The organism is Luteibacter sp. TLI7-4A (assembly GCF_056754745.1).
Genome location: NZ_JBPGWO010000001.1, coordinates 857,719 through 881,843, shown reverse-complemented (window position 1 = coordinate 881,843; position 24,125 = coordinate 857,719). Strand labels below are relative to the sequence as shown.

General features: G+C 67.6%; 21 protein-coding genes and 1 pseudogene. 15 read left to right on the top strand and 7 right to left on the bottom strand.

What is annotated here, in order from left to right; translation table 11 throughout:
* Positions 1-2 precede the first annotated feature (2 nt).
* From chrA to ACR9Y6_RS03935, 3 genes are read right to left on the bottom strand one after another with little or no spacing between them, the layout of a single operon-like run.
* Positions 3-1,190, bottom strand: coding sequence for a chromate efflux transporter (gene chrA / locus ACR9Y6_RS03945; protein ID WP_481280087.1), 1,188 nt, complete (start codon positions 1,188-1,190; stop codon positions 3-5).
* The gene (locus ACR9Y6_RS03940) at positions 1,187-1,816 is read right to left on the bottom strand and encodes an ATPase (protein WP_481280086.1); all 630 of its coding nucleotides are present in this window, start codon (positions 1,814-1,816) and stop codon (positions 1,187-1,189) included. Before ACR9Y6_RS03940 ends, chrA begins: the two co-directional genes overlap by 4 nt.
* Positions 1,813-2,169: a hypothetical protein gene (locus tag ACR9Y6_RS03935; protein ID WP_481280085.1), complete on the bottom strand. Its 357-nt coding sequence runs from the start codon at positions 2,167-2,169 to the stop codon at positions 1,813-1,815. Before ACR9Y6_RS03935 ends, ACR9Y6_RS03940 begins: the two co-directional genes overlap by 4 nt.
* Positions 2,170-2,288: 119 nt before the next feature.
* On the opposite strand from ACR9Y6_RS03935, the gene ACR9Y6_RS03930 reads away from it, so the two are divergent.
* Positions 2,289-2,480: a hypothetical protein gene (locus ACR9Y6_RS03930; protein ID WP_371024038.1), complete on the top strand. Its 192-nt coding sequence runs from the start codon at positions 2,289-2,291 to the stop codon at positions 2,478-2,480.
* Between the two features lie 4 nt (positions 2,481-2,484).
* On the opposite strand, the gene ACR9Y6_RS03925 is transcribed toward ACR9Y6_RS03930, so the two are convergent.
* Both ACR9Y6_RS03925 and ACR9Y6_RS03920 read right to left on the bottom strand, forming a co-directional pair.
* The gene (locus ACR9Y6_RS03925; RefSeq protein ID WP_481280084.1) at positions 2,485-3,234 is read right to left on the bottom strand and encodes a MipA/OmpV family protein; all 750 of its coding nucleotides are present in this window, start codon (positions 3,232-3,234) and stop codon (positions 2,485-2,487) included.
* The gene (locus tag ACR9Y6_RS03920; RefSeq protein WP_481280083.1) at positions 3,231-3,470 is read right to left on the bottom strand and encodes a hypothetical protein; all 240 of its coding nucleotides are present in this window, start codon (positions 3,468-3,470) and stop codon (positions 3,231-3,233) included. Before ACR9Y6_RS03920 ends, ACR9Y6_RS03925 begins: the two co-directional genes overlap by 4 nt.
* A gap of 163 nt (positions 3,471-3,633) precedes the next feature.
* Here ACR9Y6_RS03920 and ACR9Y6_RS03915 point away from each other — a divergent pair, with 163 nt between their 5' ends.
* The 6 genes from ACR9Y6_RS03915 (at position 3,634) to pgaD (ending at position 11,529) form a co-directional block, all read left to right on the top strand.
* The gene (locus tag ACR9Y6_RS03915) at positions 3,634-4,344 is read left to right on the top strand and encodes a response regulator (RefSeq protein ID WP_481280082.1); all 711 of its coding nucleotides are present in this window, start codon (positions 3,634-3,636) and stop codon (positions 4,342-4,344) included.
* Positions 4,341-5,684, top strand: coding sequence for an ATP-binding protein (locus ACR9Y6_RS03910; protein WP_481280081.1), 1,344 nt, complete (start codon positions 4,341-4,343; stop codon positions 5,682-5,684). The genes ACR9Y6_RS03915 and ACR9Y6_RS03910 overlap by 4 nt, the downstream gene beginning before the upstream one ends.
* 223 nt (positions 5,685-5,907) lie before the next feature.
* Positions 5,908-7,962: a poly-beta-1,6 N-acetyl-D-glucosamine export porin PgaA gene (gene pgaA / locus ACR9Y6_RS03905; RefSeq protein ID WP_481280080.1), complete on the top strand. Its 2,055-nt coding sequence runs from the start codon at positions 5,908-5,910 to the stop codon at positions 7,960-7,962.
* On the top strand, positions 7,959-9,842 hold the full coding sequence (gene pgaB / locus ACR9Y6_RS03900) for a poly-beta-1,6-N-acetyl-D-glucosamine N-deacetylase PgaB (protein ID WP_481280079.1): 1,884 nt from the start codon (positions 7,959-7,961) through the stop codon (positions 9,840-9,842). Before pgaA ends, pgaB begins: the two co-directional genes overlap by 4 nt.
* Positions 9,839-11,089, top strand: a complete 1,251-nt coding sequence (gene pgaC, locus ACR9Y6_RS03895) for a poly-beta-1,6-N-acetyl-D-glucosamine synthase (protein ID WP_481280078.1) — start codon at positions 9,839-9,841, stop codon at positions 11,087-11,089. Before pgaB ends, pgaC begins: the two co-directional genes overlap by 4 nt.
* Positions 11,086-11,529 carry a poly-beta-1,6-N-acetyl-D-glucosamine biosynthesis protein PgaD gene (gene pgaD / locus ACR9Y6_RS03890; protein WP_481280077.1) on the top strand — a complete coding sequence of 148 codons (444 nt, stop codon included), beginning with the start codon at positions 11,086-11,088 and terminating at the stop codon, positions 11,527-11,529. Before pgaC ends, pgaD begins: the two co-directional genes overlap by 4 nt.
* A gap of 147 nt (positions 11,530-11,676) precedes the next feature.
* Here pgaD and egtB read toward each other — a convergent pair whose 3' ends face one another.
* Both egtB and ACR9Y6_RS03880 read right to left on the bottom strand, forming a co-directional pair.
* Complete coding sequence (gene egtB, locus ACR9Y6_RS03885; protein ID WP_481280076.1) at positions 11,677-13,896, bottom strand: ergothioneine biosynthesis protein EgtB; 2,220 nt, start codon at positions 13,894-13,896, stop codon at positions 11,677-11,679.
* A gap of 23 nt (positions 13,897-13,919) precedes the next feature.
* Positions 13,920-14,297: a DUF427 domain-containing protein gene (locus tag ACR9Y6_RS03880; protein WP_481280075.1), complete on the bottom strand. Its 378-nt coding sequence runs from the start codon at positions 14,295-14,297 to the stop codon at positions 13,920-13,922.
* 252 nt (positions 14,298-14,549) lie between these two features.
* On the opposite strand from ACR9Y6_RS03880, the gene ACR9Y6_RS03875 reads away from it, so the two are divergent.
* The 8 genes and pseudogenes from ACR9Y6_RS03875 to ACR9Y6_RS03840 all read left to right on the top strand — a co-directional run bounded on the left by ACR9Y6_RS03875 (position 14,550) and on the right by ACR9Y6_RS03840 (position 24,125).
* A complete protein-coding gene (locus ACR9Y6_RS03875; protein WP_481280074.1) occupies positions 14,550-16,061 on the top strand; it encodes a GGDEF domain-containing protein in 1,512 nt (503 codons plus the stop codon).
* A 56-nt stretch (positions 16,062-16,117) separates the two neighbouring features.
* Positions 16,118-17,842 (top strand): vWA domain-containing protein, encoded by a 1,725-nt coding sequence (locus tag ACR9Y6_RS03870; RefSeq protein WP_481280073.1) that lies wholly within the window; start codon positions 16,118-16,120, stop codon positions 17,840-17,842.
* Between the two features lie 16 nt (positions 17,843-17,858).
* Complete coding sequence (locus ACR9Y6_RS03865) at positions 17,859-18,413, top strand: RNA polymerase sigma factor (RefSeq protein ID WP_481280072.1); 555 nt, start codon at positions 17,859-17,861, stop codon at positions 18,411-18,413.
* 1 nt (position 18,414) lies between these two features.
* A complete protein-coding gene (locus ACR9Y6_RS03860) occupies positions 18,415-19,029 on the top strand; it encodes a hypothetical protein (RefSeq protein WP_481280071.1) in 615 nt (204 codons plus the stop codon).
* Positions 19,026-19,627, top strand: a pseudogene (locus tag ACR9Y6_RS03855) (IMPACT family protein). The gene ACR9Y6_RS03860 and the pseudogene ACR9Y6_RS03855 overlap by 4 nt, the downstream one beginning before the upstream one ends.
* Positions 19,628-19,682: 55 nt before the next feature.
* Complete coding sequence (locus ACR9Y6_RS03850) at positions 19,683-21,446, top strand: ABC transporter transmembrane domain-containing protein (protein ID WP_481280070.1); 1,764 nt, start codon at positions 19,683-19,685, stop codon at positions 21,444-21,446.
* Between the two features lie 61 nt (positions 21,447-21,507).
* Complete coding sequence (locus ACR9Y6_RS03845) at positions 21,508-22,530, top strand: ligase-associated DNA damage response exonuclease (RefSeq protein ID WP_481280069.1); 1,023 nt, start codon at positions 21,508-21,510, stop codon at positions 22,528-22,530.
* Positions 22,530-24,125 carry an ATP-dependent DNA ligase gene (locus ACR9Y6_RS03840; protein WP_481280068.1) on the top strand — a complete coding sequence of 532 codons (1,596 nt, stop codon included), beginning with the start codon at positions 22,530-22,532 and terminating at the stop codon, positions 24,123-24,125. The genes ACR9Y6_RS03845 and ACR9Y6_RS03840 overlap by 1 nt, the downstream gene beginning before the upstream one ends.

Sequence of the window (24,125 nt, the reverse complement as noted above, 5' to 3'; positions counted from 1 at the left end):
CTTCAGCCCAACGCCACGCGCGCCACGGCCGCCGCCACGCATAGCGCGACCACCGGCAAGGCCGACCAACGCGCGATGAGCAAGCCGAAAGCCGCGGCGGCGATGGCGGCGTCCGGCACATCGTGCACCGCGCTGATCCACACCGGATCGTAAAACGCGTACGCCAGCATGCCGACCACCACCGCGTTCACGCCGGCGAGCATGCGCGCCGCGTCGTTACGCATGGCCAGCGCGCGCCAGAACGGCAAGGCGCCAGCCACCAGCAGCAGGCCCGGCAGGAAGATCGACATCAATCCCACGAGCGCCCCGGCGAATCCGCCCTGCTCTCCTTGCAAGCGATAGCCAAGGAATGCGGACAGGGAAAACATCGGGCCGGGTACCGCCTGCGCCGCTCCATAGCCCGCGAGGAAGGTGTCGTTGCCTATCCAGCCGGGATCGACGACGGCCTGCTTCAACAGCGGCAGCACGACATGCCCGCCGCCGAACACGAGCGCACCGACGCGATAGAACGCGCCAGCCACCCGCCCCAGCGGCGACAGGCCCGGTGCGACGATCAAGGCGAACAGGAGCAACGACGCGAACACGCAAAGCAAGGCGAAACCCATGGACCGGCCATAGGCCAGCGGGAACGTCTCGCCTTGCCGCGCCTGCACGCCACGGCACAACCATGGCCCGAGCACGGCACCACACACCACAACACCCAGCTGCATCGCGGGACCCGTGCCGAACGCGATCGCGCCCGCGGCAGCTGCGGCCATCAGGAGGCGCGTGCGATCCGGGGTCAGCGTACGGCCCATGCCCAGCACCGCATGGGCGACGACCGCCACGGCGACCAGCTTCAATCCATGGATCGCACCTTGCCCCAGCGGCCCGGCCAGATACGCGCTCAACGTGGCGAAGGCGAGCAGCAGAAGGACGGAGGGCAAGGTAAAGGCGACGAAAGCGGCGATGGCGCCCGTCCATCCCGCGCGAAGCAAGCCGATCGAAAAACCGAGCTGACTGCTGGCCGGCCCCGGCAGGAACTGGCAGAGCGCGAGCAACTGGCTGAAATGCTCCTCGTCGAGCCAGCGCCGCCGTTCGACGAATTCGCGACGAAAGTAACCCAGGTGCGCGACCGGGCCGCCGAACGAGGTGAGGCCGAGCTTGAGGAAGGCCGCGCCCACTTCCCATGCGCCGCCCTCGGCGCTCATGAGGAAAGCGCCGCTTCGAGAACGGGCTTCGCCCATTCCGGCGTGCGCCGCAACGCATCGATGTCGGTGGGGCCGATCAAGCGGCCATCGGCGATCTCGGCGATGAACAGCGGATCGGGAATCGCTTCGCCACGCGCGACATCCACGCTGTTGTCGTACACCTGCAGCAAGGTGATCGCCGGCAGCAGCGCGATGAGGTTCTCCAGCGCCGCGACGTAGCGTTCGCGGATCTTCGCTTCCGGAATGTCATGCCCGCCGGCGGCGACGCGCGCGGCGACACGGGCGATATGCCGCTCGGGCGACGACAGTCCACAAAACCACATGAGTACATCGTGCGTCCGCGCGGCGGCGGCGATCTTCGCGGGAACCGTGTTACCGCCCAGCGTGGTCTCGAAAGCGTAAGTCGTGCCACGTGCCATCGCATCGTCGAAGCGGCGCATGCCTTCGCTCCATGCGACGGCGTTCGCTTCCACCTGCGCGCATCCGGTGTCGGCGACCAACTCGCGTGCGAAGGTGTCCGGGTTGAACCAGTCGAGTCCGGCCTCTCGCAGGCGGTAACCGCCGATGGAACTCTTGCCCGCGCCGTTCACTCCCGCCAACACGTAGAGGACGGGGCGTTCCTTCAATGCGTGTCCCCGGCCTTGACCTTGCCAACCAACGTCGTCCGGCCGCGCATGAGGGAACGCAGGCGGTCGCCGGCATCGTCGGCCTGTAGCGAGGCGAGGCGTTCATCGAAGCGGTGGCGAAGCGCGTCGAGCGCGGACTCGTGCCGCGACCCCGCATCGTTGAGCGCGCGCATGATGATCTCGTATTCCCCCGCGGAGAGGATCACCGCCTCGGGCTCGCTGTGGTTCGTCACCACCACTTTCCCCGCGCGGCCGATCGCCCGCATCACGCCGCGCCAGCCGAGCTTCTTCACGTCGGAAGCGGCGGTATGCGGAAGGTCTTCGATGGCGTCGAGCTTGAGGGTCATGGCCATGGCGGCACTCCGGAGGGGCTTGAGGGCCAATATACCCTAATTTCCCTTTTTGGGCCGCCTACACCGGTCCCAGACAAAGCTGGCCACATGCTTGGGGCCCCTTCCAAGGAGTCCGATCCATGACCCCGCTGGATAAACCGCTCAAACGCGAACTCGAGGTCGATGGCCAGGCCTATACCCTCACCATCGACCCCGACGGCCTGAAACTGGTAGCCAAGGGCAAGCGAAACGGCGTCTCGCTTGCCTGGAAGGACGTACTGAGCGGCGACGCCGGCCTGGCCGCCGCATTGCAGGCCTCGGTCAACCCCTGACGCGTCAGAACCGGTAGGCGTAGCCGACCCGGACCATCGTCGAGTTCGACCGGTCGACGATGGGGCTGTCACGAATCTCGCTTCCGTAGCGCGTGCCGCTCACGTCCAGGAACAAGGCATGGCGCTGGGCGAACGGGTACTCAGCACGAACGCCGGCCGAGACGTTCACCGTCGCATCCGCCTCATAGGCGGGACGACCGGGACGCGCCTCGGACGAGCGGACGCCGAAATACCAGGTGGCATAGGTCCGATCGACCCATCCGGCGGCGACGTAGGGCGTGATTCGCAGCGGACCGGCGTGGAGCGGCACCCCCAAGCTCAGGCTGGCTTTCTTTCCCTTGGCGCTGCCCAGGCCTGCCAGCCAGTCGAGCGACATCTCCACCGGACCGGGTCGCCAGACCACGGCGGCACCCGCCCGGAATCCACCCTTGCGGTCGGCCATCCCGCGCAGGAACGAGGAATCGCCGGCATCGTAGCCATCGCCGAAGTCGTAGCGAGCGCGCAGGCGGAAAGAGAACGCGCCGACCGGGGCGAACTTGAAGTCGGCGCCGGTGCCGAGGATGTTGAGCCGTTGGCTTTCATAACGAATGAAAGGGAACGCCACGGTGTCGTTATCCATGCCCTTGTACGGCCGGCGCACCACGCCGAAACCCGCACCGAGCGCCCACGAGGAACCGGCATCCTCGGCGGCCAGTGCGACGGCCGGCACGGCAAGCAAGCCACCCATCGCCACGGAGAAGAAGCGACGCGTCATCGTCCGCGCCTCCCCGCTTCGATGGAGCGCAACAACCGCACCAGTTCGCCGGCCTTGCCCGAAGCGATGGCGCGTTCCGCGGTCAGGCCGCGAAGTTCGTGGATGGGATCATGGTGGAACCAATCGTCGCGGAGCGTGGGATCGGGCTCGAGGCGCGAGGCGATCGCGATCGCCTCGATGGAAGGGTCGCGTGGACGGCCGCGCAGGCGGGAACGAACGAGGACGGGCAGACGCATCGTGGCACCTGATGGGAAGAGGTGTGACAAGCGTGCCCATGGACGTTTGCTTCGATTTGTCTGTTTTCCTGCGGTGGCGACATATTGTTTCGACCGTGAAATAAATGACTTGGCGCACTCCAGCGGCTATAACGACGGTATTTTCGCAACGAGACCGACGGGCTTGAGACGCATCCTGGTAGTGGACGACGACGAGGAAATCGGTGCCCTTCTCCGGCGCTTCCTCGAACGCAATGGCTTCGAAGTGGACGTGGCCTCGTCCGGCGTGGCCATGGACGAACGACTGGCCCGTGGCACGTACGACCTGATGACACTGGACCTCATGCTCCCCGGCGAGGACGGCCTGTCGCTATGCCGGCGCGTGCGCGCGAAGTCATCGCTGCCGATCATCATGGTGACCGCCACCAGCGCCACCTCCGAGCGCATCGTCGGCCTGGAAGTCGGCGCCGACGATTACCTGGCGAAGCCGTTCGATCCGCGCGAATTGCTGGCGCGCGTGCGTGCCATCCTGCGTCGCGCGGACGCCGCGTTGCCAGGCCCGGCCACGGGCACGCGCGTGGCCGTGCGCTTCGCCGGCTGGCAACTCGACGTCGCGCGTCGCGAGCTTCGCGCGGGCGACGGCACCCTCGTCCCGTTGTCCGGCGGTGAATTCGATCTCCTGCTGGCCTTCGTCGAGCATCCGCAGCGCGTGCTCACGCGCGAGCAACTGATCGACCTGGCGCGCGGCAACCGCCACGAAGCCTTCGATCGCAGCATCGACGTGCAGGTGAGCCGCCTGCGCCGCAAACTCGGCTATGACAGCGCGGCACCGGAACTGATCCGCACCATCCGCAACGCCGGCTACATGTTCGCCGTGCCGGTGGAGAGCACATGAGCGTCTTCAACTGGCGCTTGAACACGCTCGCCGGCTGGCTGATGGTGAACATCGTCTTCGCCATCCTCATGGTGGCGCTGCTCAATGTCGCCGTCATCGCCTTCGCCAGCGTCTGGGCCCGACCGGATATCGTCCGGAGCGGACTCTTGAAGCAGATGGGCATCATGTTGAAGGCCGTGGACGCCACTCCCGTGGCCGACCGGCCACGCATGGCCGCCGCGATCTCGGATCACGAGGAATACGGCGTGCACTGGTATGCATCGCGTGACCAGGTGCCGATGCCGGCTTCGGACCAGGATGCGACATCGTTCAAGGAGCCACTGGTGGAGATACTCGGGCACCGGCGAATGGAAGCCTTCGACCCGCATGACGACGATCCCGAGGGGCGCTCCGGACAGACCCACTACATGCTCGCCGTGCAAATGGACGACGGCAGCTGGCTGACTTTCGACACCGCCACGCGCATCTGGGGCGTCCACCCTTACACGCGCTACCTGGTGATCGGGCTGTTCGTGATGTTCTCCAGCGTGGTCGTGGCCGCGGTGGCCAGCCGCCACCTCTCCCGGCCCATGCGTCGGCTCGCCGCGGCCGCCGAACGTTTCGGCGCCGACGTGAAGGCGCCGCCGATACGTCCCGAGGGTCCGATGGAGCTGCGAGTGGCCATGCGGGCCTTCAACGAGATGCAGGGGCGCATCCAGCGGTTCGTCCGCGACCGCACGGATATGCTGGCGGCGATCTCCCACGACCTGCGCGCGCCGCTCACGCGTATCCGCCTGCGCGGCGAATACATCGACGAGCCCGAACAACAGCGCAAGCTGTTCGCCGACGTGGACGAAATGCGCTCCATGATCGACGCCGCCCTCGCCTTCTTCCGGGGCGACGGCGAGGAAGAGGCTCCCACCCGTTTCGACCTCGCCGAGCTGGTCCAGACCGTGATCGATGACGGCCGCGACGAAGGTGGCGAGGTGACCTACGCCGGCCCTGCCCGGTTGATCTATGAAGGTCGCCCGATCGCGCTGAAGCGAGCCATCGCGAACCTGCTGGGGAACGCCATGCGCTATGGCGGCCAGACCCACGTCGAACTCGACACGGACATCGAGCACGTGCGACTGCGCATCCTCGACAACGGGCCGGGCATTCCCGAGCCGCTTCAGGAGACCGTGTTCCGTCCCTTCTTCCGCGGCGAGAGCTCGCGAAACCGGAACACCGGCGGCGTCGGCCTCGGCCTGCCCACCGCGCGCAGCATCGTGCGCGGCCACGGCGGTGATGTCGTGCTGGGCAATACGGCGCATGGCTTGGCGGCGACCCTGCTGCTGCCCATCGAGTCCGCCCGGACCTGAGCGCGCCGCGGGCGCACACGCCACGTCGACAGACGATGATGGAGTTTGCGTCGAGGCTATGCCTTTCGGCCTAGCCGCGATGGCCGGCATGCCTTTTCGCGGTGCCGGCTACCCTCGGCATGGTGCTTGCAGCGAAAATACCGTTCTTCTTTTCACCCCGTGCCGGTAATGACCATCCGGAACGGCCGTTAGGGATCATGTTTACAGGATGGGACGGAATTCGATGACAGCTCCGCGCAACAGGCGTGTGGCAAGGGGACGACTGTGCCTGGCATTGCTGCTGGCACTGCACGGACCGTTGGCCGTGGCCGCCGACAAGCCCGCGGAGCGCGATGCGCTGATGGCCAGGCTGCACCAGGAGCGGGATGCGGGCCACCGCGTGGACGCCCTCGCCCTCTGCCAGGCGATCCTCGACCGCTGGCCCGCGGATGGTGAGGCGCAGGCGCTCAACGTCACGTTATTGACGGAATTGGGCGCAACGACGCGCGCCAAGGAATTGGCGGAAAAACTGCGGCCGGCTCCGGATGCCGCCGCGACGCACCGCCGCGACGCCGACCACGTCGCCCAGGAAATACGCTGGGCCGACGGCGAACCCGCCGATCCCACCCATCCCTACGCCGAAGCCGATCGCGCGGTCGCCGACGCACGCCGCCTGGCCGACGACCCTGCGCTGCCCGCCGGCTTGCGCCAACGCGCGGAACTCGACCTGCTCGTCGCGCTGGATCGCGCCGGCCTCGCCGACGAGGCCGTCTCGCGTTACGACGCCCTGCGCAAGCAAGGCGTCGAGTTGCCTCCTTATGTCCAACGCGCCGCGGCCGACGCCCTGCTGGTGAAACGCCGGCCGGCCGAAGCCGCCACCCTCTACGAAGCGAGCATCGCGAAGGACCCCGGCCCCTACGGCGCCAACGAAAGCGAACCGCGGATCGGCCTGATGTACGCCTACCTCGAGGCGGGCGAGACGGCGAAGGCGTTCAGGACGATCGACGACCTGGCCGCGAAGGAACCGGCGTGGGAGCGCGTGCCCGGCATCCGCCTGCCGATCCAGAATGCGCGCAAGGTCGACGCCGACCTCAACGCCGCGACATTGCGCGAGTACGTGAACATGCCGGCGGAAGCGTATGCCCGGCTGGAACCGCTCAGCCGCGAAGCCCCGGCCAATTCGCAGATCCGCCGCGAACTGGGCATGGTGGAACTCGCCCGTGGCTGGCCCCGCCGCGCGCAGGACGATTTCAACATCGCCGGCACGCTCGACCGCCGCGATGTCGGTGCGTATATCGGCGAGGCCGACGCAAGCCGGGCGCTGAACGACTACGAGGGCGTGGACGAGAACCTCGCCCTCGCGCAGACCCTGGCCGACCGCAACGGCCGCGTCGAGCGCGCGCTGCGCTCATGGGATCGCGAACGCGGGTGGCAGTTCGACCTGGGCACCGAACAGGGCAAGGGCTCCAGCCCCGACTTCGGCGATCGCGACGGCACCACCCAGGCGACCATCGCCAGCCCGCTCATCGACGACCACTGGCGCGTGATCGCGCTCGGCCGCTATTCGACCGCGGACCTGCCCGAGGGCGACGTGCGGCGCAGTCGCGTGGGCTTCGGCATCCGTGGCTACGCCCGTGGCCTCGAAGCGTACGTGCAGGCGCTGCCCGCGACCGACAGCTACGTGGACAAGACGGCGATCGAAGCCGGCTTCGACTGGTCGCTGAGCGATCATTGGTCGTGGGCCGCCGATTTCAGCACCGCCGGCGAAGATACCCCGCTGCGTGCGCAGTACTACGGCATCTCGGCGAAGACGCTGGATACCGCCGTGACCTGGCGTGCCAGCGAACTCACCCAGGCCCGGCTCGGCCTGTCGCGCGACGATTTCAGCGACGGCAACAAACGCAGCGGCTGGCTCGCCACGCTGACGCAGCGCCTGCACACGGCGCCGAACCTCACCCTCGATGGCGGCCTGGAACTCGGCGGCTCGATGAACACGCGAACCGACCGTCCCTACTTCAATCCGCGCCGCGATCACAGCTATGCGGTCACCGGCCGGCTGGAAAACCTGCTCGGCCAGTTCTACGAGCGAAGCGTGACCCAGCGCATCGACGTGGCCGTGGGCCAGTACGCCGAACAAGGTTTCGCCACCGACTGGATGGCCACCGTACGTTATGGCCAGACGATCCAGACCGGCCCCGGCGTGCATTTCGGCTGGGGCATCGGCTGGCACAACCAACCTTACGACGGCCGTCGCGAACACCGCGTCGTCCTCGACCTGACGATGCACTGGGGAGAATGAGTACGATGCGCCCGCTGTTGATCCTGCTTGCCCTGCTCGGGCTCGCGCTTCCTGCGTTCGCGCAGCCGGCCGCATCCGTGCAGCCGCGCCTCATCGTGCTCGCCTACCATGACGTCCGCGACGACGTCGGCCTGACCGCCGATCGCGATCCCGACGCCACCAGCACCGACCATCTCGTCGCCCACTTCGACTGGCTCAAGGCCAACGGTTACCACGTCGTCAGTCTCGACCAGGTCGTGCAAGCCAGCCATGGCGGTGCTCCGCTGCCCGCCAACGCCGTCCTGCTGACCTTCGACGACGGGTTGGAAAGCTTCTACACGCGCGTCTATCCCCTGTTGCGGGCCTATAACTACCCCGCGGTGCAGGCACTGGTGGGCTCCTGGATGGACATGGCACCGGGGCAACGCATGCCCTACAACGGCGCCGATTGCGACCGCTCGTGCTTTCTGACCTGGGAGCAGGTCGCGGAAATGCATGCTTCCCACCTGGTCGAGTTCGCTTCGCACTCCTGGCAGATGCACCAGGGCCTGAACGCGAATCCGCAGGGCAACCTGCTGCCCACGGCGGCGGCTCTGGCCTACGACACGGCGAAGCGGCGTTACGAAACCGCCGGCGAATATGCGGATCGCATCCGCACCGACCTTACACACAGCGCGGACGAGATCGAGAAGCACATCGGCGTGCGGCCGCGAGCGATCGCGTGGCCGTACGGCGCGTATACCCAGGTAGGCCGCGATATCGCGGGCGAACTGGGCATGACGGTGACCTTCAGCCTCGGCGACACCCTGCCCAACCTGGTCCCGGGGCGCACGATTCCGCGACTGCTGGTCAGCGGCAACGTCACCGCCAACCGCCTCGGCTGGCTGATGCGCCACCAGACGCGAGTCGACCCGATACGTGCCGTGCAGGTCGATCTCGACTACGTCTACGATCCCGATCCCGCCCAGCAGGATCGCAACCTGTCCCACCTGCTCGACCGGATCAAGCGCATGCATCCGAGCGTGGTGTGGTTGCAGGCCTATGCGGACCCCGACGGCGACGGCGTGGCCGATGCCGTGTATTTTCCGAACCGCCACCTGCCGGTGCGCGCCGATCTCTTCTCGCGCGTGTCGTGGCAGTTGCGTACCCGCGCCGGCGTTCGCGTGTATGCATGGATGCCGGTGTTGGCCTTCCGTTTCCCGAACGGCAAGGACCTGCCCTCGCTAGCGGGCGAACCCAAGCCCGGCGGCGATCACTACCGCCTGGCGCCGTACGACGCCACGGTGCGTGGCCTGATCGGCGACGTCTACGAAGACCTGGCGATGCACACCGACGAAGCCGGCGTGTTGTTCTCCGACGACGCCTACCTGCGCGATACCGATAACCTCGGCCCCTGGGCCAGGAACACGCCGGCGCAGAACACGCAGGCGTTGATCGATTTCACCCTGGAACTGGCCCAGCGCATGAAACGCTGGCGCCCGCAGTTACTCACCGCGCGCAACATCTACGCACGGCCGATCCTGCAACCGAAGGCCGAAGCCTGGTTCGCGCAGGCGCTGCCGGCCTTCAACAACGCCTACGACATGACCGCGATCATGGCCATGCCTCAGCTCGACCGGCAAGCCGACCGGTTGGGCTGGTACCGCAAGCTCGTCGCGCAGGTGAACGCCACGCCGGGGGCCATGGAGCGCACGCTGTTCGAGTTCGCCACGCGAGACTGGCGAACGCACCAGCCGATCGCCGATCGCGACCTCGCCGCGCGCATGCGCGCGGTGCAGGCCGCGGGTGCGCGCCACATCGGCTACTACCCGGACGACTTCGTCCACGACCATCCCGCCCTGGAAGCGATGCGTCCCTATATCTCGGCGGCCGATTATCCTTACCGGGAGCCCGCGCGATGAACAGCGGCATCCTGCACGCGCTACTCGAGTTCGCCTTCTACTATCCCTTGGTGATGTCGCTCATCTGGATGAGCGGCGGCATCATCTATTTCGTGCGCTGGGAGCGCCGCGAGCCGGCACGCGTGCAACCGCACGTGCTGCCCTCTTATCCGATGGTCACCCTCGTCGTGCCTTGCCACAACGAGGGCGACCAGGTACGCGAGACCATCGCGCACCTCGCCACGCAGCAATACCCGAACTTCGAGATCATCGCGATCAACGACGGTTCCACCGACGACACCGGCGCGCAACTCGACCAGCTGATGGAGCAGTACCCCGCCCTGCGCGTGATCCACATGTCGAGCAACCAGGGCAAGGCCATGGGCCTGCGCGCGGCGGCGCTCGCCGCCCGCTCGGACTTCCTTGTCTGCGTCGACGGCGACGCCCTGCTCGACGACTACGCCACGCACTGGATGATGATGCACATGCTCGAAAGCCCGCGCGTCGCCGCGGTCACGGGCAACCCGCGCATCCGCAACCGCTCCACCTTGCTGGGCAAGCTGCAGGTCGGCGAGTTCTCCTCGATCATCGGCCTGATCAAGCGTGCGCAGCGCGTGTATGGGCGCATCTTCACGGTATCCGGCGTGATCGCCTGTTTCCGCAAGAGCGCGCTGCACGACGTGGGTTACTGGAACACCGACATGGTCACCGAGGACATCGACGTGAGCTGGCGGTTGCAGATGCGCCATTGGGAAATCCGCTATGAGCCGAACGCGCTGTGCTGGATCCTCATGCCGGAAACGCTTCGCGGCCTGTGGAAGCAGCGCCTGCGCTGGGCCCAGGGAGGGTCCGAGGTCCTCCTGCGCTACACGACGAAACTTTTCAAGTGGCGCCAGCGGCGCATGTGGCCTGTAGCGTTCGAATACGTGATGAGCCTGCTCTGGTCGTACACCATGGCCATCATCATCGTGCTCTGGTTGCTCGGTCGCTTTATCGAGCTGCCGCCGTCGCTGTACATCGACACGCTGCTGCCGCAATGGCATGGCGTGGTGCTCGGCGCGATCTGCCTGCTCCAGTTCCTCATCAGCCTGCTGGTGGACCGTCGCTACGAGACGCGCATCGGCCGCAACTACTACTGGATGATCTGGTACCCGCTGGTGTACTGGCTGCTCAACACGGCGACCTCGATCGTCGCGATGCCCAAGGCCTTGCTGAAACGCAAGGGCACGCGCGCGGTCTGGGTCAGCCCGGACAGGGGACTGCGATGAAAGCCGAAGCCATCCTCATCCAGCGGCCCGAACGTCAATCGAAGGCGCAAAAGGCGGTGTTCACCACCGTCACCATCTTCGCCTGGCTGTTCTGGGTCTTCCTGTGGCTGCCCTTGCTCACCCTGGGCGCGTGGGCGTTCGGCGTGCGCAGCGCCTGGTTGCAGTTGCACGTGCTCGGTCCGATCGGCGACGGCGGCGATATCAACGTCATCCTCATCGTGGCCATCGCCTGTGCCGTCGTATTCACCAGCTGGTCGGGCTACAACCACGCCCGCTTCGCGGGAAAGCAGAAGCGTCGCGGCAACAAGCCGGTGGGCGTGGCCGAGACCGCTTCTGCGATCGGCGCCTCGGTGGACGACGCGGTGAAGATGCAGGGCCACCGGCGCTCGGTGGTCAGCGTTTCGGATGGGGGTTACATGAAGGTGATCGAGGTTCGGTGAGCGATCGCGCCCCAGGGCGCTTCCCACCCTGCAAGCAGCTGCCCACCCCCTGCAAGCAGCCTCCCACCCTGCAAGCGGCACACAGGGTGGGAAGCGGCCTCGGCCGCGATGCTCGTAGCCGGTGGAACGCGGCCGGACCGCGATCCCCTACGAAGCCGCCACCAGGGAAAACACCCCGAACGTCGGCGCCGCCGACACCCATTCCTTCTCGATCCGCCACCCACCCGCTTCCGCCAGTAATGCGAACGACGCCGGCGTGAACTTGTGCGAGTTCTCCGTGTGGATCGACTCGCCGGCGGCGAAGGCGAACGACTGACCGGCGACCGTCACGCGCTGCGCCTCGCGGCTCACCAGGTGCATCTCGATGCGTTCGAGTTCCGAGTTCCACACCGCGCGGTGTTCGAACGCCTCGGGATCGAAATCGCCGTCGAGTTCACGGTTGATGCGAACGAGCACGTTGCGGTTGAACGCGGCGGTCACGCCGGCGGCATCGTCATAGGCGGCGAGCAGCACGTCCACGTCCTTGACCTGATCCGCCCCCACGATGAAGCGCGCACCCGGCCCGAGCCGTTCCCGCACCGAACGCAGCAAGGCGATGGCCTCCGCTGGCGTGAAATTGCCGATCGTGGAACCAGGGAAGAACGCCACGACGGGACGTCCCGCCAAGGCCTTCGGAACCTCGATCGCGTGGGTGAAATCACCCACCACCGGATGCACCGCGAGCGACGGATACGCCTCACGCAAACGAGTCACCGCGCCATCCAGCGCGGCGGCGCTGATATCCACCGGAACGTAGGCGGAAATCCAGGGCGCGGCGTCGAGCAGCATCCGCGTCTTGTCGCTGGCCCCACTGCCCAATTCGAGCAGCACGGCGCCTTGCGAAATACCTGCGGCGAGCGCAGGAGCGATCTCATGAAGCAAGGCCGTCTCCGTGCGCGTCGGATAATACTCCGGCGTGACGCATATCGCCTCGAACAGGTCGGACCCCGCCCCGTCGTAGAAGTACTTCGGCGAGAAGGTCTTCGGTGACGAGGACAGCCCGGCCAGCGTGTCGCGCAGGAAGGCCAGGCGGTCGCCATCCGGCGTGAACGCGGGATCGCGCGCGAGGCGCACGCCGCTGAACATCCAGCGCTGCCCGGGCCGGTAGAAATTACGGTACGAGATCCGTGCGTGCCCTGACGGCGTGACGCTGGCGCCACCACGCAAGACCATCTGGCCGATCATGAACTTCCCGTTGTACTCACCGACCGCATCGTCCGCCGCGCGAAACCCCGGATACGGCGAGTACGAACTGGCCGTCCACTGCCAGGCGACATCGTCGACCTGCTCCAGGTCGTCGCGTGTACGCATGGCGTGCTCCCACTCCGCTTCCGTCGGCAGACGTGCACCGGCCCAGCGCGCGAAAGCCTCCGCTTCGTAGTAACTGACATGGGTCACCGGCGCGTCGGGATCGACCGGCCGCCAGCCGCCGGGAGTCATGTGCGACCAGGCTTCGCCGTCGTGCTGCCAGTAGAGCGGCGATTCCCATCCTTCCTCCTGGCGCTGAGCCCATCCGTCGGAAAGCCACAGGTCGGCGCGGCGATAGCCGCCGAGCGCCATGAAGGCCAGCCATTGGCCGTTGGTGACCAGGCGGTCGGCGATCTCGAACGGCTCCAGCCAAACCGTGTGCCTGGGACCTTCGTTGTCGAAGGCGAAGGATTCGTCGACGGCACCGATGCGCACCGGCCCACCGCCCACCGGGCGGAACCGGCCTGTCGGACCGGGTGCCGGCGCGGACCATGCCGGATCGAAGGCCGGTTTCAGCGGCGACTGCGCGAACAGGTGCTGCACATCCATCACCAGCAGTTCCTGGTGCTGTTCCTCATGGGCGAAGCCGAGCCGCAGCAGCGCTTCCAGCTCGGGGCCTATCGCGCCAGCGAGAAAGGTCCGCATATGCGTGTCCACGTGATGGCGATAGGCGATCACGCGATCGGTCGACGGCCGGGTCAGCAAGCCGCGCAACGGTCGCGGATGACGCGGGCCGACGGCTTCGTAGTAGGAATTGAAGAGATACCCGAATTCGGCATCGAAGACGTCGTAGCCGGGCACGTTCGGTCCGAGCAGGAAGGTCTCGAAGAACCATGTCGTGTGCGCCAGATGCCATTTGGCGGGGCTCGCATCGGGCATCGACTGGACGACCATGTCCTCCGGGCCGAGCGACGCGACGAGCCCCTCGGTACGCGCCCGCACGGCGTCGTAACGTTCGCGGAGCGAGAGGCCGGGCTGACATCGGGCGGCGGTCGCGCTCGTGCCGGCGCGGGTCGCGCTCGTGCCGGCGCGGTGGGAGGCGGCGCCTGGCGCCCAGGTGGTGTCGACGAAAGCTTGCATGGATGGGCTCCGTGGCGGGGCGGTCAGCCGGGCGTGTGCTCGATGCGCACGCGGTCGGGATAGAAAGCGAGGTGACCGCGGATCGACGAGACCGCCTCGTGCGGCTCCTCGTAGGTCCAGATCGCATTGATCGCCCTTTCCTCGTTGCCCGGGAGGCTGTAATACGAGGCTTCACCCTTGTAAGGACAATGCGTATGGTGCTCGGTCCGGCGCAACGAGGCCATGTCGGCATCGGCACGGGGGATGTAGAACACGGGCGGGTAGCTGGCTTCCTTGAGCACGAGCGCGTCGCGGGTGTCGGCGACGACCCGGTCGCCGTCACGCACCACCACCCTGCCACCCGCCGGCGCGATCGTGATGGGATGGTCGGGGCCGGGGATCTTCACGGGATGTGAGGACATGGCACGCTCCTTCGGTGACGAAATCAGGCTGACATCCTGCGACCCCTACGCAGGGAATCCAAGACGACGACCCGGAACAGGTGAGATTACCGATAGGCAAAGATTGGGGTCTTGGACCGGAAAACCGCCGCCCCGGTCCGTCAGTACCTTCACATCTTGGTCCGCCCCAGGCTTAACATCCGTTCATGGACCTCAACTTCCCGCCGTCCCCGCCGATATGACTATTGCGTTGCAGGCAGGGGGAGGCACGCCATGAAAGCAGTCATCGTCGCGGTGGCCATCGTCCTGGTCCACGTGATCGCACTGGCGAACATGCCTTCCGGGGGCATGGAAGTCTCCTATGTGTGCTTCTTTACCGTCGCGGCGCTGGCGCTCGGCAGCGTGGTATCGGCCTGGCGCCGCTCGGGGCCGCCGCGTGACCGGCGCTGGTGGTTGCTGTTCGCCAGCCTCGCCCTGTGGACCGTGGGCATGTCGCTGTCCGCCCGGCAGAACTACGTGTTGGAAAACTCCAACCCGGCGCCCGGCGACAGCATGTTCTTCTACATCCTGTACGTGCTGCCCGTGCTGGTGGCCGTCTCGTCGGCTCCCGTGCCGGCGCGCAAGAAATGGGCCGTCACGATCGACCTGATCCTGGCCGCCCTGCTCGGGGTACTGTTCTACGTGCGCACGTTCTCCATCGTGTCGGTGCAGGGCGCGATGGCGACGCAGCAGGCGATCGACATCGCCTACATGCTCGACTTCGAGAACGCCTGCCTCGCGCTGGCCGCGTCGCTGCGCTACCTGGCGACCGACCGCGCGGACGATCATTTTTTCTTTCGTGGCGTGACGGCGTTCTTCGTCACCTATGCGCTTTCCGGTTACTTCTACAACCACTATGTGGCGCTGGGTGGACATCCGGAATTCGGCACGTCGCCCTGGGACGCGTTGCTGGACCTGCCCTTCCTCGCACTCTTCGTCACGGCGACAATGCGCCAGCCGAGGCGGCACTGGCATCCGCCGGTCTACCTCGTGCGCTTCGTGCTGAGCGCGAGCCCGACCTTCCTGGCCATGAGCGTGCTGGGTTTCGGGCTCATGGTGATCCCGGGCTATCCCACGCTGGGCATCGTGGGGGCCATCGCCGCCGTGATCGGCATCGGCCTGCGCGGCACGCTGGCCCAGGTCGGCCTGGTCGAGGAGGAATACCGGTTATCGCGCAGCCGCGACGAGCTGCAAGGACTGGTCTTCGTCGACAGCCTCACCGGCCTGGCCAACCGACGGGCGCTCGACGAGCGCCTCCTGCGCGAATGGCATCGCCCGGGCCAACAGGAACCGATCTCCCTGTTGATGATCGACGTCGACTTCTTCAAGGAATACAACGACCGCTACGGCCACCTGGCGGGCGACGACTGCCTGCGTTCCCTCGTCGGCGGACTTATCGGACGCGGCGTCCGCGCGGGAGATTTCGTCGCCCGGTTCGGTGGCGAGGAATTCGCCGTCATCGCTCCCGGCACCCGCCTTACCGACGCCCTGGCCCTGGCCGAGGACCTGCGGGCACAGGTCGAGGCGCTGGCGATCATCCATCCTTCGAGTCCCTTCGGCGTGGTCACCATCAGCATCGGCGTGGCCCACGTGCAGGTGAGTGCGCATGGCGGCCCGCTGGACCTGCTCAATGCGGCCGACCGCGCGCTCTACCGGGCCAAGCAGACCGGCCGGAACCGGGTGAGCGCGGGCGAGGAACCGCGGGCGGATCCGACCCGGCTGAACGAATCGCGTCACACCGGTTAACCCCGATCCATCCCTCCCTGCGTTTCACCGTCATGTCACCCACGAGGCCATGCACGATGAATACGCTCCGCGTCACGCTTTCCCTCCTGTTCGCCGGGTTGGTCGCCACCGCCGGGGTGGCCGCCTCGGGCGATGCCTTCGCCGCGCGGCACGACACGTCACCGCCGCCGGCCGATGAGAACGGCTGCCAGCCTGGCCAAGGCATGCCGGTTCGGCGGATGCTCGCGCACGCGATGGCCGCTCCGGCCGCCGCACCCACACCGCCGGCCATGACGAAGGCCGCACCACAGGCGCTGGTCGAATCCGTGGCGCAAACCGGTTACGCCACCGCGATCGCGCCACCCTACCTGCCCGTCGACCGCGAGAACTACGCGCATCGCACGCCGAATTCCGTCCATCTCGCCGCCAGCGACCCGGTGTCGACCTTCAGCATCGACGTCGACACCGGCTCGTATACGAACGTGCGGCACATGCTCGACGAAGGCCGCCTGCCGCCCGTCGACGCCGTCCGTACCGAGGAATTCATCAACTACTTCGACTACGGCTATACGGTGCCGACGAGTCGCGCGAAGCCGTTCGGCGTCACGACGGAATTCGCGCCCGCGCCATGGAATCCCGAGCGCCAGCTGCTGCTCATCGGCATCCAGGGATACAGCGTGCCCGCCAGCGAGATTCCCCCGGCCAACCTCGTCTTCCTCGTGGATGTGTCCGGTTCCATGGACGAGCCGGACAAGCTGCCCCTGCTCAAGGCCTCGCTGAAGCAGATCGTGCCGAAGCTGCGCGCGGCCGATCGTATCTCGCTGGTGACCTATGCCGGCGCGACCTGCGTCGCCTTGCCTTCCACGCCGGGCGACGAACACGCGAAGATCGCCGCGGCCATCGACGCGCTCGGCGCGGGCGGGTCCACCAACGGCGCCGCCGGCATCGACCTCGCCTATGCGCAGGCGGCGAAGGGCTTCATCAAGGGCGGCGTGAACCGCGTCATCCTCGCCACCGACGGCGACTTCAACGTCGGCACCGTCGGCGTGCAGGCCCTGAAAGACCGCATCGCGGAAAAGCGCAAGAGCGGCATCGCGCTGACCACGCTGGGTTTCGGCGAAGGCAACTATAACGACGAAATGGCCGTGGAACTGGCCGACGCCGGTAACGGCAGCCACCACTACATCGACAACCTCGGCGAAGGGCGTCGCGTGCTGGTGGACGAGATGTCGGCGACGCTGATGACGATCGCCAAGGACGTGAAGATCCAGGTGGAGTTCAACCCGGGAGTCGTCGCCGAGTACCGCTTGATCGGCTACGAGAAGCGCGTCCTCGCACGCGAAGACTTCAACAACGACGCCGTCGATGCGGGCGAGATCGGCGCGGGTGCCCGCGTCACCGCGCTGTACGAGATCACGTTGAAAGGTTCCAAGGGCGCACGCGTCGATCCGCTGCGTTACGCCTCCGCGAAAGACACGCCCGCATCCGGTGAACTCGGTTTCCTCCGCCTGCGCTACAAGGCGCCGGATGGCGGCGCGAGCCGGCTTGTCGAGCAGCCCTTGTCCGCCGACATCGCAGGGCGAGCGAGCGAGCGCTTGCGTTTCGCCGCGGCGGTGGCGGCGTTCGCGGAGAACCTGCGCGGCGGCAAGTACGTGGACGGCTTCGGCTACGACAAGGTCGCCGAGTTGGCGCGTGACGCGCAGGGCAAGGACGAAGGCGGCTACCGCGCGGAGATGTCGAGGCTGGCGAGCATGGCCGGCGGGATGTCGACCGAGCCTGTCGCGGAATCCCCGCGGCGATAAGGTAACCTCCCCGTCCATGGATGCTCCCCTTACCGACGACGGCGGGCTGATGCTCGCCTGGGCGGGCGGGAACGCGGCCGCGTTCGGGGAGCTTTACGCGAAGCACAAGGGCCCGTTGTATCGGTTCCTGCTGAAGACGGTGAAAGACCGGGCGGTCGCCGACGAGTTGTTCCAGGAGACCTGGAGCCGAGTGATCGTCGCGCGCCAGCGTTATCGCGCCGAGGCGAAGTTCAGCACCTGGTTGCTCCAGATCGCGCACAACCTGGCCGTGGACAGCTTCCGGCGGCAGCGTCCACGGGCCGGTGCCGAAGAGGCCGAGGCGGTCTTCGCCGCACAGGCCGCTCCGGAACGCGAGCAACCCGATCACGCCCTTTCGGATTTCGAACTGCGCCGGCGCATGCAACGCGCGATCGAAAGCCTTCCCGACGAACAACGAACGGCCTTCGTGCTACGCATGGAGAACGAACTATCCCTGGAGGACATCGCCGCCGTGACCGGAGTGGGCAAGGAAACCGCGAAATCGCGGCTCCGCTACGCCATGGCACGGATACGAGAACTCGTTGCCGAATGACATGAACCCGAACACGCCACCACCCCACGACGATGACCTGCCCGACGAGCGCGAACTCGCGGCGCTGTACGCGCGCCTGCCAAGGACCGAGCCCGACCCCGCGCTGGACGCGGCGGTGCTCGCGCAGGCCGATCGTGCGGTACCGGCCCGCCGACGCCGGGCACGCTGGCCCATCGCGCTGGGATCGGCGGCGGTGCTGGTGCTGGCCGCCGGCCTGGCGTGGCAACTGCGCGACAGCCGCCCCGACGTGGCGGCGACGCTTCCCACTCCCCCTCCCACGGCGCAGCACATCGAGTCCACCGCATACGTGCCCGTGCAAGCGAGCGCTCCTGTCGTCCTGCAAGAGGCGGCACCTGCGACGCCCCCGGCGAGGATGGCGCGGCGTTCGGCACCGGCACCCAAGTCATCGGCCGTGTCCAAACCGGCCCCTCGGGCCTTCGGCGCCGTGTCCGATCACGCGATGAAAACGGAACTCGATCCGGACGACCGCGTCGGCGAGATCCGGCAGTTGCTCGGCCGGGGAGAGCGCGAGGAAGCCTTACGGCGCCTGCGCGAGCTGCGCGAGCGCTATCCTCGCTACGACCTGCCACAAGACCTGCGCGACCTGACCCCTTGAGTGCACCGCTGGAAACCCTCGCCTCGCCCTGGCGCCACGAAGAAGAGATCAAGAAGAGCCGCTTCCTCGCCCAGGCCATGCCCGTCGAATCGCCGGCCGACGCCCTGGCATGGTTCGATTCGGTGGGCGATCCGGGTGCCACGCACAACTGCTGGGCGTATCGCATCGGCGAGGCCTACCGCTTCAACGACGACGGCGAGCCCGGCGGCACCGCCGGCCGGCCCATCCTGCAGGCCATCGACGGCCAGGGCTGCGACCGCGTGGCCGTGCTGGTCACGCGCTGGTACGGCGGAATCAAGCTCGGCGCGGGCGGGCTCGCGCGCGCCTATGGGGGACGGCCGCGGAGTGCCTGCGCCTCGCGCCGCGACTGCCGATCGTCGCCACCGGATGCCTGCGGCTGCGCTGCGAATTCGGCGAACTGGCCCTGGTCTCGGCACGATTGCGCGAGATGGAGGCCACCATCGAACAGGAGACCTTCGTCGCCGACGGCGCGGAACTGAGCGTACGGGCGCCGGTGGACCGGCTGGACGCCATCGCCGCGCGGATCGTCGACCTGACCCGGGGCAAGGTGCATCCCCGCCGCGTCGATCCATGTTGAATACTGCACCGGATGGCCCCATTCGTTGGCGAATGAATCCGGAAGCGAAGCGAGCATGAGCGACGAACGCAGGGAGAAATCACGCAAGATCGGGGCACTGCGCAATCTCTGGCCGTTCCTGAAGCCGCACAAGGGCCTCGCCATCGGCTGGCTCGTGTTCCTGGGCATATCGTCCGGTGCCTCGTTGCTCCTGCCCGTGGCGGTGCGGCACATCATCGATCATGGCTTCCTCGCGTCGAGCATCGCCACGATCAACGGCACGTTCCTGGGCCTGTTCGGCGTGGCCGTGGTCCTGGCCATCGCCACGGCCGCCCGGTATTACTGCATCGCCCTGCTCGGCGAGCGCTCGCTCGCCTCGTTGCGCACCACCCTTTACCAGCACGTGATCGGGCTGGACGTGGGTTTCTATGAAAGCACCCGCGTCGGCGAACTCACCTCCCGCCTGGGCACGGACACCGAAGTGGTGCAGACCCTGGTCGGCTCCGGCATCTCGGTGGCGCTGCGCAGCGTGGTGATGCTGATCGGCGCCGCGGCGGCCATGGCCTGGACCAGCCCGCGCCTCGCCGGGCTCACCGCACTGGTCATCCCGGCGGTGATGCTGCCCATCCTCGTCTTCGGCCGCCGCGTGCAAAAGCTCTCGCGGCACAGCCAGGACCGCATCGCCGATGCCGCCGCCGTCGCCAACGAGACCCTGAACGCCGCGCAGGCGGTCAAGGCCTACGCGCGCGAACCGATCGAAAGCCGCCGCTACGCCCGCGCCATCGACCTCGCCCTGGCGACGGCGCGCCGCCGGATCGGCATGCGTTCGCTGCTGACCGCCGCCGTGATCGTGCTGATCTTCGGCGCGATCACCCTGGTGCTTTGGGCGGGTGCGCGCGACGTCATCGCCGGCGACCTCGCACCGGGCGTGCTGAGCCAGTTCGTGCTTTACGCGATCTTCGCCGCCGGCTCGGTGGCCGGCCTGTCCGAAGTATGGGGCGACGTGCTGCGTGCCGCCGGTGCCATGGAACGCATCGGCGAACTCTTCGCCGAACGGCCCGGCATCTTCACGCCCGAAGCGCCGGAGCCCCTGCCCCGGCCGGTCACCGGATCGTTGCGCTTCGAGCATGTGGAATTCCGCTACCCGTCGCGCCCGGACGTGGCCGCTCTCTCCGATTTCAACCTGGACATCGCACCGGGAGAAACCGTGGCGCTCGTCGGTCCGTCGGGCGCCGGCAAGAGCACGGTCTTCAGCTTGCTGCTCCGCTTCCACGATCCTCGTTCCGGCTCCATTCGCTTCGACGGCATCGACCTGCGCGCACTCGCCCTGCCCGAACTACGCGGGGCGATCGCGCTGGTACCGCAAGAGACCGTGATCTTCGGCGGCACCGCCGCGGACAACATCCGCTTCGGCCGCGCCGACGCCTCCGACGACGAGGTGCGCGAAGCCGCGCGCCTCGCCGAAGCGGACGGCTTCATCGCCGCCCTGCCCGATGGCTACGAAGCGGCGCTGGGCGAACGTGGCGTGCGCCTGTCCGGCGGGCAGAAGCAACGCATCGCCATCGCCCGGGCGATCCTGCGCGATGCCCCATTGCTGCTGCTGGACGAAGCGACCTCGGCGCTCGACGCGCAATCGGAAGCGGCCATCCAGCACGCGCTGGAACGCCTGGAGAAGGGCCGCACCACGCTGGTGATCGCGCATCGCCTGGCCACCGTGCAGCGCGCCGACCGCATCGTCGTGATGGACGGCGGCCGGATCGTGGCGCAGGGCACGCACGAGAGCCTGCTGGCCGAGGGCGGCCTCTACGCCGAGTTGGCACGTTTGCAGTTCGTGGCCTGATCCCACGTCGGCACCGCGGCGTTTTCGCGCTGTTGACGATCCGCCACCTACCTTCGGCCGCATGGATGGCGACCTGCTGCTACCGCGCCCCGAAGGCCTCTACTGCCCGGCGGGCGACTTCTTCATCGACCCGATGCAGCCGGTCGCCCGCGCGGTCGTCACGCACGCGCACGGCGACCACGCACGCGCAGGCAGCGCGCTCTACCATGTAGCGCGTGCCGGTGGCGGACTGATGCGCGAGCGCCTGGGCGCCTCGGCCACGATCCGCGAATACGACTGGAACGAAGCCTTCACCCTCGGCGAGACCCGCGTGTCCCTGCATCCGTCGGGACACATCCTCGGCGCGGCACAGGTCCGCATCGAAGGATGCGGAAAGGTCGCGGTGGTTTCCGGCGACTACAAGCGCGAACCCGACCCCACTTGCGATCCCTTCCAACCGGTGCCGTGCGATATCTTCGTCACCGAATCCACCTTCGCCCTGCCGATCTACCGATGGCCGCCCATGAGCCGGGTGGTGGACGAGATCCTCGACTGGCTCGACGAGTGCGCGGCACGCGGCGTGCCGGCGGTACTGTTCTGTTACGCCCTGGGCAAGGCGCAACGGTTGCTCGCCGAACTGGCCACGCGCACCGACCGCACGGTGCACCTGCATGGCGCGATGCCGCGCCTGGTCGAGGCATACCGCGAAGCGGGCGTGCACATGCTACCCACGCAGGCCGTCAGCGACTCCGCCCGCGGCAAGGATTTCGCGGGCGAACTGGTGATGGCGCCACCCTCGGCGGCGGGATCGCCGTGGATGCGCCGCTTCGCCAAGGCCTCCACCGGCTTCGCTTCCGGATGGATGCAGGTGCGTGGCGCGCGCCGTCGTCGCGGCTACGACCGCGGATTCGTCGTGTCCGACCATGCCGACTGGCCGGGCCTCATCCGCAGCGTGGAAGACTGCGGCGCGAAGCGCATCTACGTCACGCACGGCGACGGCGAGGCCTTGATCCGCCACCTGCGCGAGAACGGCCACGACGCGCTCCCGCTGAGCGCGCTCGGCGGACGCATGCCGGAATTCCGCCGCAGCGAGGAAGGCGACTGATGCGCCGATTCGCCGCCCTTTTCGAGGTACTCGATCGCACCTCGTCCACGGCCGCCAAGCGCGACGCGATGGCGGCCTACTTTGCCGAGGCTCCGCCGGAAGACGCGGCATGGGCCGTCTACGTCCTCGGCGGCGGCAAGCTCAAGCGAACCGCCACGTCGACCGAACTGCGCACCGCGCTCGCCGCGGAGGCGGGCTACGCCGACTGGCTCATCGACGAAAGCTACCAGCATGTCGGCGATCTCGCGGAGACGATCGCACTCATGTTGCCCAGCGGCGGCGACGAGCAGGAAGACACGCCACTGCATGTATGGATGGAAGCGCGCCTGCCCTCGCTCAACGCGCTCGAATCGTCCGAACGCATCGATCTCCTGCGCGAATGGTGGCGCCCCTTGCCACGCGATCAGGTGTTCCTGGTCAACAAGCTGCTGACGGGATCGCTGCGGGTGGGCGTGTCGCACCGGCTCGTCGTGCAGGCGCTCGCGCAATGGGCGAACCTGCCGACGGACCTGATCGCGCATCGGCTCAGTGGTGCCTGGGCGCCCAGCGCCACGGCCTTCCAGGCATTGGCCGACGCCGAGCGCGCCGACGAGCATGCGGGAGAAAGGCCTTACCCCTTTTTCCTGGCCTCGCCGCTGGAACAGGAGGCCGCCTCGCTGGGCGATGCCGGCGAATGGCTGGCCGAATGGAAGTGGGACGGCATCCGCGCGCAATTGATGCGCCGCGCCGGCGATGCGCTGCTCTGGTCGCGCGGGGAGGAACGCCTCGACGGGCGATTCCCCGAGATCGAGCAGGCCGCCCTCGATCTTCCCGATGGCTGCGTGATCGACGGCGAGATCCTGGCCTGGGCACTGGATGAAGACCATCCGTTGCCCTTCACCGCGTTGCAGAAGCGCATCGGCAAGCTCAAGCCCGGGCCGAAACTGCTGGCCGATACGCCCGTGCGCCTGATGGCCTACGACCTGCTCGAACTGCACGGCCAGGACATGCGCGAACGTCCCCTTTCCGAACGCCGCGCGATGCTCGCCAGCCTTGTCGAGGAGCGGCGCCCCACGCTGATGCTCTCGCCCGCGATCACGGCGCCGGACTGGCAGGCGTTGGCGGCGGTGCGCACCGAATCGCGCGAGCGCCGTACGGAAGGGCTGATGCTCAAGCGGCTCGATTCGCCGTACCGCGTGGGCCGCAAACGCGGTGACTGGTGGAAATGGAAGGTCGACCCGTACACGATCGATGCCGTGCTGATCTACGCGCAACCTGGCCACGGCCGGCGTTCCGGTCTCTTCACCGACTACACGTTCGGTGTCTGGGACGGCGAAGCGCTCGTGCCCGTGGCCAAGGCCTACTCGGGCCTCGACGACGACGAGATCGGCCGGCTCGACCGCTGGATACGGGCGCACACCATCGACCGCTTCGGGCCCGTGCGATCAGTCGAGCCGACGCACGTGTTCGAACTCGCCTTCGAGGCGATCCAGGCTTCGGGGCGCCACAAGGCCGGCGTGGCGGTGCGCTTTCCGCGCATCCTGCGCTGGCGCACCGACCTCGCCATCCGCGATGCCGACAGGCTCGACGACCTCCGCCGCCTGGCGGCGGGCTGA